Raw genomic sequence first — 14,029 nt, 5'->3', positions numbered from 1 at the left:
AAGAAGTGATCAAGAAGGTGATGCTCGGCAACACGGTCGACGGCGTGTTCACGACGGTGCAGGACGTCGCGCAGACGGTGCTGTTCCTGTCGGCGTTCCCGAGCGCCGCGCTCACGGGCCAGTCGTTCGTCGTCAGCCACGGCTGGTTCATGCAGTGAAGCCGCGCGCCCCCACCGAAAAGCAGGCCGTCGATGCGGCGGACCTGCATCACGAAGCCGGCGCGCCGGCCCCCGCGCGGTCGCTGCCGTACGAGACGATCGCGCTCGTCCTGCAGGGCGGCGGCGCGCTCGGCGCGTATCAGGCCGGCGTGTTCGAAGGGCTGCACGAAGCGGGCGTTCCGCTCGACTGGATCGCGGGCATCTCGATCGGCGCGCTCAACACCGCGCTGATCGCCGGCAATGCGCCCGAGCATCGCGTCGAGCGCCTGCGCGAATTCTGGGAAACGATCTGCCAGCCGGCGTTCTTTCCCACGATTCCGGCCGCGTTCGAATTCGCGCTGTTCAACAGCATCGACCAGATCCGCACGTTCTTCACCGCGTCGCAAGCTGCAAGCGCGATGATGCAGGGCCAGCAGGGCTTCTTCGTGCCGCGTTTCCCGCCGCCGCTGCCGGGCGTGTCCGACCATCCCGAGAAAATCAGCTGGTATGACACGTCGCAATTGCGCACGACGCTGCTGAAGCTGTGCGACTTCGACCGGATCAATTCGGGCGAAACGCGCGTGTCGGTCGGCGCGGTCAACGTCGGCACCGGCAACTTCGTGTACTTCGACAACTCGCGCATTCGTCTCGCGCCCGAGCACTTCATGGCGTCCGGTGCGCTGCCGCCCGCGTTCCCGCCCGTCGAGATCGACGGCGAGTACTACTGGGACGGCGGTGTCGTGTCGAATACGCCGCTGATGGAAGTGCTCCGCGCACGGCCGCGCCGCGACACGCTCGCGTTCCAGGTCGATCTGTGGAGCGCGCGCGGGCCGTTGCCGCGCACGATGGCCGACGTCGCCGAACGCACGAAGGACGTGCAGTATTCGAGCCGCACGCGTTTCGTGACCGACACGCTGCAGCGCGAGCAGCGCTACCGCAACGTGCTGCGCCATGTGCTCGACCAGGTACCGGACGAGCAGCGCAAGGCCGATCCGTGGTGCGTCGAGGCCGATGCGATGTCGTGCAGCAAGAAGTACAACATCCAGCACCTGATCTACCAGCAGAAAGCGTACGAGCATCACTACAAGGACTATCAGTTCGGTCTGTCGACGATGCGCGACCACTGGTCCGCGGGTCTCGACGACATCCGCAAGACGCTCGCAGTGAAGGACGGCCTCGCGCTGCCCAACAACGACGCGGGCTTCGTCACGCACGACATTCACCGCCGCCGGTAATGCCGTGTCCGGCGGCCCGGCGCGATGCATGCGCTGGGCCGTTCTCCTTTCAGATTCGACATGCCGATTTTCATTGCGCTATTCGCGCTCATCGCAATTGGATGGGGCGCGGTTCACCTGTTTCACGTCATCGCCGCACAGTTCGGCCAGCCGGTCGCGATCGCGGCCGCCGTGCTCGCCGCCGCAATCGTGATCGCACTGGTCGCGTGGTGGATCAAACGCCGCCGCGACATCGCACCGAATACGAAGGAAGAGGGCTGGACGCACATCGTGCATCGCGCGTGGGGCGAGTTGCGCCTGTCCGCGACACAAGGGCTGCTGTGGTTGTCACATGACGGCGCCGACGGCCGCTATACGCTGTCGCAGCTCGACGGCTGCCAGGTCGCGCCGATCGGCGGCCGCTGGCATCTCGTCGTGCGCGTGCGCGACGCCGTGCGCAGCGAATGGAAGCTGCCGATGACGGACAAGCGCGATGCACAGCGCTGGGCGCGCGTGCTGATGCTCGCGAAGGACAACCGGCTCTGAACGACGCGCGTTCGGCCCACACGGGCAACCGCGCCACAATCGGCTATCGCGCGCCGAGCGCCCCCAGCGCGTCGAGCACATGCTGCGTCGCCCGTTCGACGGGGCCGGCGCGATGGGCAATACCCAGTTCGCGCCACAACGCCGGGCGTAGCGGCCGCATGACGATGCGCGCATCCGGCAGCGGCGCACCGGCCTCGTGCGGCAGCAGCGTCGCACCATAACCTGCGGCGACCAGGCTCTTGATCGCATCGTTGTAGTTGAGTTCGATCCGCGGCTCGGGCCGGTGGCCGCCGAGCGCGAACCATTCCGTCGTGAGCCGTGACAGGCGCGTCGTCGCATCGTTGAGTATCAGCGGACGCGCTGCCAGATAGGACGGCGTCACGCGCGCCGGAAGCCGCCAGTCCGCGGGCAGGAAAGCCATCACCGGATCGCGCCGCCACGCGCGGATCGACAGCCCCGCGACCGCCGCCTGCGGCAACGCCACCAGACCGACGTCGAGCGTGCCCTGCGCAATGCGCGCCAGCGTGTCCTGCGACGTGAGCACCGCGATCTGGACGTCGATATCCGGATGCTGTTCGCGCAGCCGCGCCACCGCCTGCGGCAACAGGTGTGCGATCGCCCCGGTCGATGCGCCGAGGCGCACGCGTCCGGTCAACCCCTGCACCTGCCGCTGCACGTCGTCCAGCGTGGATTCGACCTCGGCCAGCAGACGCCGCGCCCGCTCCACCAGCACTTCGCCGATCGTCGACGGCCGCACGTTTCCGCGCGTGCGGGACAGCAATGGTGCGCCGACGCGGCTTTCCAGCTCGGCAATATGAAGACTGACGGTTGGCGGTGCGAGATGAAGCCATTGCGCCGCCGCGACAAAGGAACCCTGGTCGGCGATCGCGACCAGCGTACGCAGGCGGTCGAGACTGATCTCGCGCATCAAACACCTCTCGTTCAGGAAAGCTGAATCAGATAGTCAGTAAATTCAACTTTTCCTATTCTAGGCGTTCGGCGGACGATACGGCTTTCCCCCGACCACCGAACGCGAGGAACCCGACCATCATGAGCCTCCCCACTGTCTTCATCGACGGCGACCAGGGCACGACCGGACTGCTGATTCACGAGCGCCTGCGCGACCGTGCCGACTTGCGGCTGCTCACGCTTCCGGCTGCCGAACGCAAGGATCCCGTCCGGCGCACCGACGCGCTCAACGCATGCGATATCGCGATCCTGTGCCTGCCCGATGCGGCCGCGCGCGAAGCGGTCGGCTTCGTCCGGAACCCGTCGGTACGCGTGATCGATGCAAGTTCCGCTCACCGCACGCAGCCCGAATGGGTCTACGGCTTTCCCGAAATGGCCGAAGGACACGCGCAGAACATTGCACACGCAAAGCGCATCACCAATCCGGGCTGCTACCCGACGGGCGCGATCGGCCTGCTGCGCCCGCTGCAACAAGCCGGCCTGCTGCCGCGCGACTACCCGGTGAGCATCCATGCGGTCTCCGGTTATTCGGGGGGCGGAAGGGCGGCCGTCGAAGCGTTCGAATCGGGTGACGCCGCCGCACGCGGGCTGCCGCTGCAGGTGTATGGCCTGGCGCTGGAGCACAAGCATGCGCCCGAGATCCGGCTGCATGCCGGGCTCGCACACCGGCCGTTCTTCGTGCCGGCCTACGGTGCGTACCGGCAAGGCATCGTGCTCACCATCCCGATCGAACTGCGCCTGCTTCCGGCCGGCGTGACCGGTGAGCAGCTGCATGCGTGCCTCGCGCACCATTACGCCGGCGCACGTCACGTCGACGTCATGCCGCTTGCCGACGCACGCGCGATCACGCATCTCGATCCGCAAGCACTGAACGGCACCAATGACCTGCGGCTCGGCGTGTTCGTCAATGAAGACCACGGTCAGGTACTGCTGTCCGCCGTGTTCGACAATCTCGGCAAAGGGGCATCGGGCGCAGCCGTGCAGAATCTCGACCTGATGCTCGGTGCATCGAGCGCGGCCTGAGTCTCCCGCAGGCGCCGTCGAAGGTCCGCCCGTCGGGCCGCTCGGCGTCGCATCCAGCGCTGCTTCGGTGCCTGCGCACGCCCTCCCGCAAAAGCTCACCTTTAGACGATTTCAGGCCGTATCGTCGCCTGCTGCTGCGTTCAGGCCGGCCAGCGTCTCCACCAGAAAATCCACGCACACGCGCACCTTCGCCGACGCTGCGACGCGTTCCGGATACACGGCCCAGATGTTCGCGGGCTGGATCGCGTCCGGCAGCACGCGGCACAGGTCACCGCGCTCGATCAGCGGCGCGGCCTCCCAGATCGAGCGCAACACGATACCGCGTCCCGCCAGCGCCCACTGCACGGCCACCTCGCCATGATTCGTCGACAGCGCGCCGCCGACCTTCATCGTGACCGTCTCGCCGCGCACGTTCAATCGCCATACACCGAACGGATGGTCGCGCTCCTTGATTGCAAGACAGTCGTGCGACGCGAGATCCGCGAGCGAGCGCGGCGTGCCGCGTCGTGCGAGATAGTCGGGCGACGCGCACAGCACGCGATGGTTCGCGGCGAGGCGGCGCGCGATCAGGTGATCGGCGATCTCGTCGCCGATCCGCACGTCGAGGTCGTAGCCTTCTCCCGCGACATCGACGAGCCGGTCGAACAGATCGAGCCGCACGTTCAGTTGCGGATAGCGCGCGCTGAAGTCGAGCAGCGCCGGCGCAACGACATGCCGCCCGAAGCCGAAGCTGCTCGAGATGCGCAGCGTGCCGCGCGGCACCGTGCGGGTGGTCGACACGTCCTCGACGAGATGATCGACGTCGTCGAGAATCTTCTCGGCGCGCGCGAACACGCGTTCGCCTGCTTCGGTCGCGCTCACGCGACGCGTCGAGCGATGCAGCAGGCGCGTGCCGAGCTGCGCCTCGAGCAGCGCGATGCGCTTGCTGACGTACGCGGGCGACACCGCGAGCTGCTCGGCGGCCGCGCTGAAGCTCGCCAGGCGGACAACCAGGCTGAACACGCGCAGGTCGTCGAGATTCGGTGATTTGTTCACGATTCGTGGAAAGTCGATTAACCTTTCGCGTGATTTTAATCCGGATGGAAATAAATAGAATGACGTGACGGCCCGCTGCCTCCCTCGGCAGCCGGGCAACCAGCCAAGGAGATATGCATGACCGACAAGACCTACAGGATTGCCGTGATCCCCGGCGACGGCATCGGCCGCGAAGTGATGCCCGAGGGCCTGCGCGCGCTCGCCGCCGTCACCGCGCGCTTCGGCATCCGCTTCGACTTCGTCGAGATCGACTGGGCGAGCTGCGACTACTACGCACAGCACGGCAAGATGATGCCGGACGACTGGAAGGCGCAGCTGTCGGGCATGGACGCGATCCTGTTCGGCGCGGTCGGCTGGCCCGCAACGGTGCCCGATCACATCTCGCTGTGGGGCTCGCTGCTGAAATTCCGCCGCGAATTCGACCAGTACATCAACCTGCGGCCCGCGCGCCTGTTCGACGGCGTGCCGTCGCCGCTCGCCGGCCGCCGCGCGGGCGACATCGATTTCATGATCGTGCGCGAGAACACCGAGGGCGAATATTCGTCGGTCGGCGGCACGATGTTCGAAGGCACCGATCGCGAAGTCGTGATGCAGCAGTCGATCTTCACGCGGCACGGCACCGAACGCGTGCTGAAATTCGCGTTCGAGCTCGCGCAACGGCGCGCGAAGCGCCTCACCGTCGCGACGAAGAGCAACGGCATCGCGATCAGCATGCCGTGGTGGGATGCGCGCGCGGCCGAAATGGCCGAACGCTATCCGGAGATCGCCGTCGACAAGCAGCACATCGACATCCTGTGCGCACGCTTCGTGCTGCAGCCGGACCGCTTCGACGTGGTCGTCGCGTCGAACCTGTTCGGCGACATCCTGTCGGATCTCGGGCCGGCCTGTACGGGCACGATCGGCATCGCGCCGTCGGCGAACCTGAACCCCGACCGCACGTTCCCGTCGCTGTTCGAACCCGTGCATGGGTCGGCACCCGACATCGCGGGGCAATACATTGCGAACCCGGTCGCGATGATCTGGTCGGCGGCGATGATGCTCGACTTCCTCGGCAACGGCGCGGGCCGCGAACGTGAAGCGCACGACACGACCGTCGCCGCGATCGAGGACGTACTGCGCACGGGGCCGCATACGCGCGATCTCGGCGGTAATGCAGGCACGCAGGAAGTGGGCGAGGCGATCGCCGCGCGGATCGCGGGCTGAGCGCCGAGGGTCGAGGGTCGCGCCCGGCGCTCCGCCGGGCGGCACTTCACGCATCCGTCTGCGGTGAGCAACATGCGATGCGTTTGCGCACGCATGCAGATTCTTCGGAAGCGTGCGTGGTGATGTCGATCCGATCGGTGAGTGGCACGTCACGCTCACTCACACCGATCGTCAATGCTTCACCGGTGCGATCGGTGAGATGCATCACGCGGCAACGCACACCGCTCGCTGCGCGTCGACCTGTCTGCTTCACCCGTGCAATGACGCGTCGACCTGTTCGGAACACACAGTTCGACGCGACATTTCACCTCCTCCCGAAAAATCTCACCTTAGCGTTGCGACTCCCGAATTTCCTCACCATTGAACCTCGGTGAGGCGTTCACCGCTCCGCTGAATCGACGTGAACCTCACAGCCCGAGGTCGGACAGCCCCGGATGATCGTCCGGACGACGACCGAGCGGCCAGTGATAAAGACGGTCCGCCTCGCGAATCGGCAGATCATTGATGCTCGCGTGACGATGCGCCATCAGGCCGTTTTCGTCGAACTCCCAGTTCTCGTTGCCGTACGAACGAAACCAGTTGCCTGCGTCGTCATGCCATTCGTACGCAAAGCGCACCGCGATGCGATTGCCGCCGAACGCCCACAGCTCCTTGATCAGCCGGTAGTCGAGCTCGCGCGTCCATTTCCGCTGCAGCAGCCCGACGATCTCGTCGCGGCCCGTCACGAACTCGGCACGATTGCGCCATCGGCTTTGCGGCGTATAGGCGAGCGACACGCGTTGCGGGTCGCGCGTGTTCCATGCGTCCTCGGCGGCGCGCACCTTCTGGCGCGCCGTCTCGAGCGTGAAGGGCGGAACGGGCGGACGGACTTCGGGGGAAGCGGACATGGGTTGCTCCTGTTCAGGTTCTGGCTGCGAACGAACGCAGCCGGTTCGGATTCGCTGCACCGCCTACCGGGACACGGTATCGAGCAGCAGTTCGGCCGTCGCGCGCGCATCGCGCGCGGCGTTTGCATCGCCACTGACGAGCGCCACGCCGATCGCGCCGTCGATCAGCACGAGCCACTGGCGCGCGATGCGGGCAAGCCCGCGGCGCTCAAGGCCGACTTCATCGGCATACGCATCGAAGCGCTCGCGCACGAATGCCAGCAGCCGTGCCTTGTGCTCGCGCGCGACGACCCGCACGGGATCGTCGGCGTCGGGGATCTCGCCCGATGCGTTCAGGAACGCGCAGCCGTGAAAATCGGGCTGCCCGAACCAGTCACGCAACACGTCGAACATGCCGAGCAGCTGCGCGCGTGGCGCCTTGCCGCGCGCCAGCGTGGCGTCGACGAACCAGCGCATCCAGCGCGCGTCGCGACGTTCGAGCGCGGCAACCACCAGCGCCTCTTTCGATTCGAAATGCGAATAAAAGCTCTTTCGCGCCGCGCCGGATCGCTTGACGATCGCATCGACACCCGTTGCGTGGATGCCGCCCGAATAGATCAGCGCTTCGGCCGCGTCGAGCAGCCGGTCGCGAACGCCCGGTTCGCCGGAGGAGTCGTGAGGTGTGTTCATGGGTTTACGGTAGAACGATCGTTCTCCTTCGTCAATACCCATGTGAAAAAGCCCCATCGACGGGAGGGCTGAAGCGCGGCCTGGCGACGCGCGTTTACGACATTTTTTCTTGAAGCCGATACAGGACGCTCACTACACTTCGGTCACCCTGTCTGGGCACAAGGACATCATGCAGCGACCGGAATCTGCGCGCCCCGTGCGTGCCTATGCGGCTTATGCGAAGCGGCTCGACGGCCGCGTCGTCGTGCGGCGCTTCGACCCGCGCAGCGATTCGTACGATGCACTGACCGCGCTGCTGCATCGCGCGTTCGCCCCGCTCGGCGCACTGGGCTTCAATTGCCCGAGCATCGATCAGTCGGCGTCGGCGACGCGTGAACGCATGCTCACCGGCGAGTGCTTCGTCGCGCTCGGCAACGCGCATCTGGTCGCGACGATGACGATGCTGTCGCACGATCCCGATTCCCGCTGCGATCCGTATCGCAGCCGGTGCGTCGCGACGCTCGGCCAGCTGGCCGTCGACCCGGTCTGGCAGGATCGCGGCATCGGCCGCTCACTGCTCGCGTTTGCACAACATCGGGCCGCCGCGCGCGGCGCGACGCACCTCGCGCTCGACGCGCCGCATGCGGCGGTCCGGCTCGTCGATTTCTATCGCCGCGAAGGATTTCAGCCGGTCGACGTGATGCGTTTTCCGGGGCACAACTACGACAGCGTGATCCTGTGCAAGGCCGTCAGCATCGCGAACGACCGCATGCGTGCGTGCGGTACGACTCAGATCGAGGTCGCGCGGCACGCCGATGCGGTGTCATGAAACACGAGGTGCCGAAGCGCGAGGACGGCGAGGATCGCGCACAGCTCGACACCCGGCAGGCACGTGTGGGTGCAGCGCTTCGGCTGCGCGGTGTGATGAAGCTGACGATCGTCACGATCGCGGTTGCGCAGGCGCTGGCGTTCGCGTTCGAAGGCCTGCTGGGTGCCGCCGGTTTCGCGCCGGACGCCGCGACGGTACTGCTGTTCCGCTTCGTGACGTGCGCGCTCGTCAGCTTCTGGCTGCAAGCGGATGCGTTACGCGCGTATCAATTCGCGGCGCGGCACGGGTTCGTCACGGTTCCCGGCGCGCATGGCGATCCGGTCGACGTTGCGCCGCAATGCCCGAAGCGCTGGCTCGTCGTGTTGAATCTTCAGCTCGAACCGCGATGGTTGAAGGGTGAACGGAACAAGTAGCGATCTGCGCACCGTTGGACGCCGTGCGCGATGCGTATGAGTGAGTCGCAACGAGGCTCGTGCACTCACGGTTGATGTCGCGATTCAATTCGGTGTCGCATGCGGAGCGTCGCGAACGATCGCCCGGCCAGCGAAGCAGGGAAGCGTGTAGAAGGGGGAAAGCAAGCGCCGAACGGCGTGAAGAGGCAAAGCGAAGCAAAAGCTGACTGGTGAAGCAAACGTGCGATTGCAGGTCACCGATGTGCGATCGCGGCGTGATTCACGCATGCAAACACAGCTCCCGAATAATCTCACCTCAAGCGTCGCATCACGCGCTTCGATGTTGACGATGCGCGTGCAAACGAAAGCGGGGCAGGCGGCAAACGCGCCGCACTGCCCCGTCTCGACACTCGACTCAGGCCGTCCAGTCGAGAATCACCTTGCCGCTTTCGCCGGACAGCATCGCGGCGAAGCCTTGCTCGAAATCGTCGGCCGCGAAGCGATGCGTGATGATCGGCGACAGGTCGAGGCCGCTCTGCAGCATCGCGACCATCTTGTACCAGGTCTCGAACATCTCGCGGCCGTAGATGCCCTTGATCTCGAGCCCCTTGAAGATCACCTGGTTCCAGTCGATCGCCGTCTGCGCGGGCGGGATGCCGAGCAGCGCGACCTTGCCGCCGTGGTTCATCGCCTCGAGCATGCTCGTGAACGCGCTCGGCACGCCCGACATCTCGAGACCGACGTCGAAGCCTTCGGTCATGTGCAGGTCGGCCATCACGTCGCGCAGCGATTCGCGTGCGACGTTGACCGCACGCGTCGCGCCCATCTTGCGCGCAAGCTCGAGCCGGTAGTCGTTGATGTCGGTGATCACGACGTTGCGCGCGCCGACGTGCTTCGCGATCGCGACGGCCATGATGCCGATCGGGCCCGCGCCGGTGATCAGCACGTCTTCGCCGACGAGATTGAACGACAGCGCCGTGTGCGTCGCGTTGCCGAACGGATCGAAGATCGACGCGAGATCGTCGGAAATCTCCGGTGGAATCTTGAACGCGTTGAACGCCGGAATCGCCAGATACTCGGCGAACGCGCCTTCGCGGTTCACGCCGACGCCGACCGTGTTGCGGCACAGATGCCGGCGCCCCGCGCGGCAGTTGCGGCAGAAACCGCAGGTGATGTGGCCTTCGCCGGACACGCGATCGCCGATCGCGAAGCCGCGCACTTCCTGCCCCATCTCGACGATCTCGCCGACGTATTCGTGACCGACGTGCATCGGCACGGGAATCGTCTTCTGTGCCCAGTCGTCCCACTTCCAGATATGGATGTCGGTGCCGCAGATCGCCGTACGGCGGATCTTGATCAGCACGTCGTTGTGGCCGACTTCGGGACGCTTCACGCGCGTGAGCGTGAGGCCGGGGCCGCGTTCGAGCTTTGCCAGTGCTTTCATGGTCGCGTCTCCGTCAGATGATGCCGAGCGACTTGCCGACGCGCACGAACGCGGCGACCGTCTGGTCGATCTGCTCGGGTGTATGCGCGGCGCTCATCTGCGTACGGATGCGCGCGCGGCCGCGCGGCACGACCGGGAACGAGAAGCCGATCACGTAGACGCCTTCGCCGAGCAGCTTGTCGGCCATGTTCGTCGCGAGCTGCGCGTCGCCGAGCATCACCGGGATGATCGGATGCGCGCCGGGCACGAGCGTGAAACCGGCTTCGGTCATCTGCTGGCGAAACCGCGCGCCGTTTTCGCGCACGCGCTCGCGCAGCTTCGCGCCTTCATCGCTGCCGAGCAGTTCCAGCACCTTCAGCGAGGCCGCGGCGATGCTCGGCGTGAGCGTGTTCGAGAAGAGATACGGGCGCGAGCGCTGGCGCAGCAGCTCGATGACTTCGCGACGCGCGGCGACATAGCCGCCCGATGCACCACCGAGCGCCTTGCCGAGCGTGCCCGTGATGATGTCGACGCGGCCTTCGACGCCGCAGTGCTCGGGTGTGCCGCGGCCGTGCGTGCCGATGAAGCCGACCGCGTGCGAATCGTCGACCATCACGAGCGCACCGTAGCGATCGGCGAGATCGCAGATGCCTTTCAGGTCGGCGATGATGCCGTCCATCGAGAACACGCCGTCGGTTGCGATCAGCTTGTGGCGCGCGCCCGCCGCATCGGCTTCCTTGAGCTTCGCCTCGAGGTCGGCCAGGTCGTTGTTCTTGTAGCGCAAGCGCTTCGCCTTGCAGAGGCGAACGCCGTCGATGATGCTCGCGTGGTTCAGTTCGTCGCTGATGATCGCGTCGTTCTCGTCGAGCAGCGTCTCGAACAGCCCGCCGTTCGCGTCGAAGCAGCTCGAATAGAGGATGCTGTCCTCAGTGCCGAGAAACGCGGCCAGCGCGCTCTCCAGTTGCTTGTGGACGGTTTGCGTGCCGCAGATGAAGCGGACCGATGCCATGCCGAAGCCGTCCTGGTCGAGGCCGGCCTTCGCCGCGTCGATCAGGCGCGGATCGTTCGCCAGACCCAGATAGTTGTTCGCGCAGAAATTGAGCACGCCGGCACCGCCGGCGAGCCGCACTGCAGCCGCCTGGGGACTCGCGATCTCGCGCTCGGTCTTGTAAAAACCGTCCGCGCGGATCTGGTCGAGCGTCCCGCGCACCTGGGCGAGAAAGGCATCACGCATCGCAAAGCTCCTGACAGGGATTCGCATTCCGCAGCACACCGCTCGTGGCGGCGGCGCAACGGCCTGCTACTGTTATAGTCGGTCGTTCGGTTGACCGCATTTATCCGATATTCCGAACTAGAATTCGAAATATCGAACAACTCTAAGCGAACGGAATCCAAATGGCAAGTTCCTCCGGCTCGCGGCGCACACCTGCCGGCGCCGCACCGCAGCCGCCGGCCGTCACGCCGCCGCGTGTCGGCGAGCAGATCCAGCGGCTGCGCAACGAGCGCAAGCTGACGCTCGACGACCTGTCGCGCGCAGCCGGCGTATCGAAATCGATGCTCTCCGAGATCGAACGCGACAAGGCCAACCCGACGATCGCCGTCGCGTGGCGGCTGACGAATGCGCTCGGCATCACGCTCGACGAATTGTTCTCTCAGCCGAAGGCGCCCGAGACGATCCGGGTGGACGGCCCTCACGACATCCCGACGCTCGCCGGCCACGACGGCCGGTACCAGTTGCGCGTATGGGGCCCGATCGACCTCGCCGGCAAGTTCGAGTGGTACGAGCTGACGCTGCCGGGCGGCGGCGCATTGGTATCGAACGCACACGAACCCGGCACGCGCGAACACCTCACCGTGCTGCAAGGCGCGATGGAAATCGAGGCCGCGGCGGCCAGCCGGCGCCTGAAGGTGGGCGACACCGCACGCTACCCCGCCGACGAGCCGCACGCGATCCGCAACCCCGGCAAGGCCGAGGCGCGGGCATTGCTGATCGTGATCCATCGCTGACGGCGCGACTAGTCGGCCAAAAGGTCAATCGCAGGCCAGTTGCGGAAAACACTGTATGTTTGTACAGTATACGGACATTCCGCCATGCACGGGCCGGAGCCGGCGCACCGAGGCGCCCGCCCCGGTCGACAGGAGCCTGCAATGACAGAAGAACAAGATTTGGCCGCGCTCAGCTTCAAGGCTGCCGCGCACGATCTCGAGCTGATCGTCCGGCATATCGCCGGGCGCTACATCCGCCAGCGCGTGCCGCTGACGTGGCGCTTGCTGCACGCGATCGAGGCCGAGGCGCTCGCCGACCTCGGCTTTGCCAGCCGGCACGACGCCGGCATGCGTCAACTGTTCGAACGGCCGTCGGACATGACCTTTCCGGAAACGGACGATCCGATCGACTTCGGGCGCTCGAACGCGCTGCCCGCCGTCTTTTCGTTCGCGGTCCTCGCGTATGAAGCTGCAGCCACGTCGCACGACGCGGCGCCTCGCGAGCGCGCTCACCGTCAGTCCAAGGCGTGGGGCGACTGATGGCCAAGCCCCGGCTGCAGCGCACGGCGGCCGATCAGTCTCCAGCTGCCCGACATGTTGCGGAAAGGGCTACCATATACGCAACTAACGGAATAAACACCATGTCCCTTCCCGCCTCTCCCGACACCGCTGCACGCCCGGAAGAAAAGGATCTGTTCGACCGCGGCGCATCCGACTGGATCGTCTCGCCCGAAACCGCGTTCGACGCCTGGCTTGCCATGCAGGAGTATCGCCGCTCGTCGGCCGACGTCTATCGCGCGCAATGGGGCGCTTTTCTCACGTGGATGCGTGCGCATCAGAAGAATCTGGCAACGGTCGACACGGCCACCATCGCAAACTTCGTCGGCGAGTTGCCGATCAGGAAAACGCAGCGCATGCGCTATCTGCGACTGATCGAGCGCGTGCTCGATCACATCCGGCGCACCGAGTACGCATCGACCAACCCGGCCCGTTTCATTGCTCAGGATGGCGAAGCGAACTGGCGCAAGGCACGCGACAACGAGCCGACCGGTTTCCTCACGCCGGCCGAGCGCGCGACCTTGCTCGCCTATCTGTTTTCGCCGATCGGCGTGTCGGGTTCCGCTTACTGGAAAGAGCGGCGCGACCGCGCGCTCGTCGCCGTGTTTCTCGGTGCCGGCATCAAGACCGGCGAAGCGCGTGCACTCACGATTAGTTGCATCAATACGAGCGCCACGTCGTTGCAGATCGAGTCGACGCATCCGGATTACGCGCGCGAAACCCATCTGGCCTCGTTTGCGATCGCGCTGCTCGAAGCATGGCTGACCGAGCGCAAGCGCCAGGAGATTCCGGGAGAACTCGTGTTCCCCGCATCGCATGCCGGACGGCCGATGCACAAGGCGACGATGCTGCGCGCGATCGACGCGATCGTCGAATCGGCCGGGCTCACGTCATCGCGCACCGCGCGTGCCAGCCCGCAAACGCTGCGCAATACCTACGCGGCCGAGCTGTTCGAGCACGATGTGCCGCCCGAGCGCGTCGGCAAATGGCTGGGCTTCATGCGGCCGATCTCGTCGAACCGCTTGCATCGCGCGTGGAAAAACTGGCGCGACGGTTTGGCCGACCACAACGGTGACACAACCGACAGCGACGAAACTCACTGATCGGGAAACGGCTGCTCACGCACATGATCCGTGAGCAGCCTTGCGTGGCGCAGCCTCACCGTTTCACAGCTCCCGA

At 65.9% G+C, this 14,029-nt stretch carries 15 protein-coding genes and 1 pseudogene; 10 read left to right on the top strand and 6 right to left on the bottom strand.

What is annotated here, in order from left to right:
• From HWX87_RS15135 to HWX87_RS15125, 3 genes and pseudogenes are all read left to right on the top strand, one after another.
• Window positions 1-158: pseudogene (locus HWX87_RS15135) on the top strand (3-hydroxybutyrate dehydrogenase); the annotation flags it as partial.
• Window positions 155-1,372 (top strand): patatin-like phospholipase family protein, encoded by a 1,218-nt coding sequence (locus HWX87_RS15130; protein ID WP_176047854.1) that lies wholly within the window; start codon window positions 155-157, stop codon window positions 1,370-1,372. The pseudogene HWX87_RS15135 and the gene HWX87_RS15130, both read left to right, overlap by 4 nt.
• A 60-nt stretch (window positions 1,373-1,432) precedes the next feature.
• A complete protein-coding gene (locus tag HWX87_RS15125; RefSeq protein ID WP_176047853.1) occupies window positions 1,433-1,897 on the top strand; it encodes a hypothetical protein in 465 nt (154 codons plus the stop codon).
• Between the two features lie 43 nt (window positions 1,898-1,940).
• Here the strand turns inward: HWX87_RS15125 and HWX87_RS15120 are convergent, their stop codons facing one another.
• Window positions 1,941-2,825 (bottom strand): LysR family transcriptional regulator, encoded by an 885-nt coding sequence (locus HWX87_RS15120; protein WP_176047852.1) that lies wholly within the window; start codon window positions 2,823-2,825, stop codon window positions 1,941-1,943.
• A gap of 122 nt (window positions 2,826-2,947) precedes the next feature.
• On the opposite strand from HWX87_RS15120, the gene argC reads away from it, so the two are divergent.
• On the top strand, window positions 2,948-3,889 hold the full coding sequence (argC, locus tag HWX87_RS15115) for an N-acetyl-gamma-glutamyl-phosphate reductase (RefSeq protein WP_176047851.1): 942 nt from the start codon (window positions 2,948-2,950) through the stop codon (window positions 3,887-3,889).
• Between the two features lie 111 nt (window positions 3,890-4,000).
• On the opposite strand, the gene HWX87_RS15110 is transcribed toward argC, so the two are convergent.
• Window positions 4,001-4,924 carry a LysR substrate-binding domain-containing protein gene (locus HWX87_RS15110; RefSeq protein WP_176047850.1) on the bottom strand — a complete coding sequence of 308 codons (924 nt, stop codon included), beginning with the start codon at window positions 4,922-4,924 and terminating at the stop codon, window positions 4,001-4,003.
• A gap of 117 nt (window positions 4,925-5,041) precedes the next feature.
• Here HWX87_RS15110 and HWX87_RS15105 point away from each other — a divergent pair, with 117 nt between their 5' ends.
• Entirely contained in the window at window positions 5,042-6,127 is a 1,086-nt protein-coding gene (locus HWX87_RS15105) for a tartrate dehydrogenase (protein ID WP_176047849.1), read from the top strand.
• Window positions 6,128-6,534: 407 nt separating this feature from the next.
• On the opposite strand, the gene HWX87_RS15100 is transcribed toward HWX87_RS15105, so the two are convergent.
• Together HWX87_RS15100 and HWX87_RS15095 are read right to left on the bottom strand one after the other, a co-directional pair.
• Window positions 6,535-7,014, bottom strand: coding sequence for a nuclear transport factor 2 family protein (locus tag HWX87_RS15100; protein WP_027781811.1), 480 nt, complete (start codon window positions 7,012-7,014; stop codon window positions 6,535-6,537).
• A gap of 63 nt (window positions 7,015-7,077) precedes the next feature.
• The gene (locus tag HWX87_RS15095; RefSeq protein ID WP_176047848.1) at window positions 7,078-7,683 is read right to left on the bottom strand and encodes a TetR/AcrR family transcriptional regulator; all 606 of its coding nucleotides are present in this window, start codon (window positions 7,681-7,683) and stop codon (window positions 7,078-7,080) included.
• Between the two features lie 169 nt (window positions 7,684-7,852).
• Between HWX87_RS15095 and HWX87_RS15090 the strand changes: the two genes are divergently transcribed.
• Together HWX87_RS15090 and HWX87_RS15085 are read left to right on the top strand one after the other, a co-directional pair.
• Entirely contained in the window at window positions 7,853-8,491 is a 639-nt protein-coding gene (locus HWX87_RS15090; protein WP_176047847.1) for a GNAT family N-acetyltransferase, read from the top strand.
• Window positions 8,488-8,904: a hypothetical protein gene (locus HWX87_RS15085; protein WP_176047846.1), complete on the top strand. Its 417-nt coding sequence runs from the start codon at window positions 8,488-8,490 to the stop codon at window positions 8,902-8,904. Before HWX87_RS15090 ends, HWX87_RS15085 begins: the two co-directional genes overlap by 4 nt.
• 394 nt (window positions 8,905-9,298) lie before the next feature.
• On the opposite strand, the gene tdh is transcribed toward HWX87_RS15085, so the two are convergent.
• A complete protein-coding gene (tdh, locus tag HWX87_RS15080) occupies window positions 9,299-10,327 on the bottom strand; it encodes an L-threonine 3-dehydrogenase (RefSeq protein ID WP_176047845.1) in 1,029 nt (342 codons plus the stop codon).
• 13 nt (window positions 10,328-10,340) lie between these two features.
• Window positions 10,341-11,540, bottom strand: coding sequence for a glycine C-acetyltransferase (locus HWX87_RS15075; protein ID WP_176047844.1), 1,200 nt, complete (start codon window positions 11,538-11,540; stop codon window positions 10,341-10,343).
• A 161-nt stretch (window positions 11,541-11,701) separates the two neighbouring features.
• Here HWX87_RS15075 and HWX87_RS15070 point away from each other — a divergent pair, with 161 nt between their 5' ends.
• The 3 genes from HWX87_RS15070 to HWX87_RS15060 all read left to right on the top strand — a co-directional run bounded on the left by HWX87_RS15070 (window position 11,702) and on the right by HWX87_RS15060 (window position 13,953).
• Window positions 11,702-12,313: an XRE family transcriptional regulator gene (locus tag HWX87_RS15070; protein ID WP_176047843.1), complete on the top strand. Its 612-nt coding sequence runs from the start codon at window positions 11,702-11,704 to the stop codon at window positions 12,311-12,313.
• Window positions 12,314-12,454: 141 nt separating this feature from the next.
• Window positions 12,455-12,832: a DUF2471 family protein gene (locus HWX87_RS15065; protein WP_176047842.1), complete on the top strand. Its 378-nt coding sequence runs from the start codon at window positions 12,455-12,457 to the stop codon at window positions 12,830-12,832.
• A gap of 101 nt (window positions 12,833-12,933) precedes the next feature.
• The gene (locus HWX87_RS15060) at window positions 12,934-13,953 is read left to right on the top strand and encodes a tyrosine-type recombinase/integrase (RefSeq protein WP_176047841.1); all 1,020 of its coding nucleotides are present in this window, start codon (window positions 12,934-12,936) and stop codon (window positions 13,951-13,953) included.
• Window positions 13,954-14,029: the final 76 nt, after the last annotated feature.

It is taken from the genome of Burkholderia sp. BCC1644 (assembly GCF_902833225.1).
Classification (GTDB): domain Bacteria; phylum Pseudomonadota; class Gammaproteobacteria; order Burkholderiales; family Burkholderiaceae; genus Burkholderia.
This window is presented reverse-complemented; position numbering and strand designations above follow the sequence as displayed.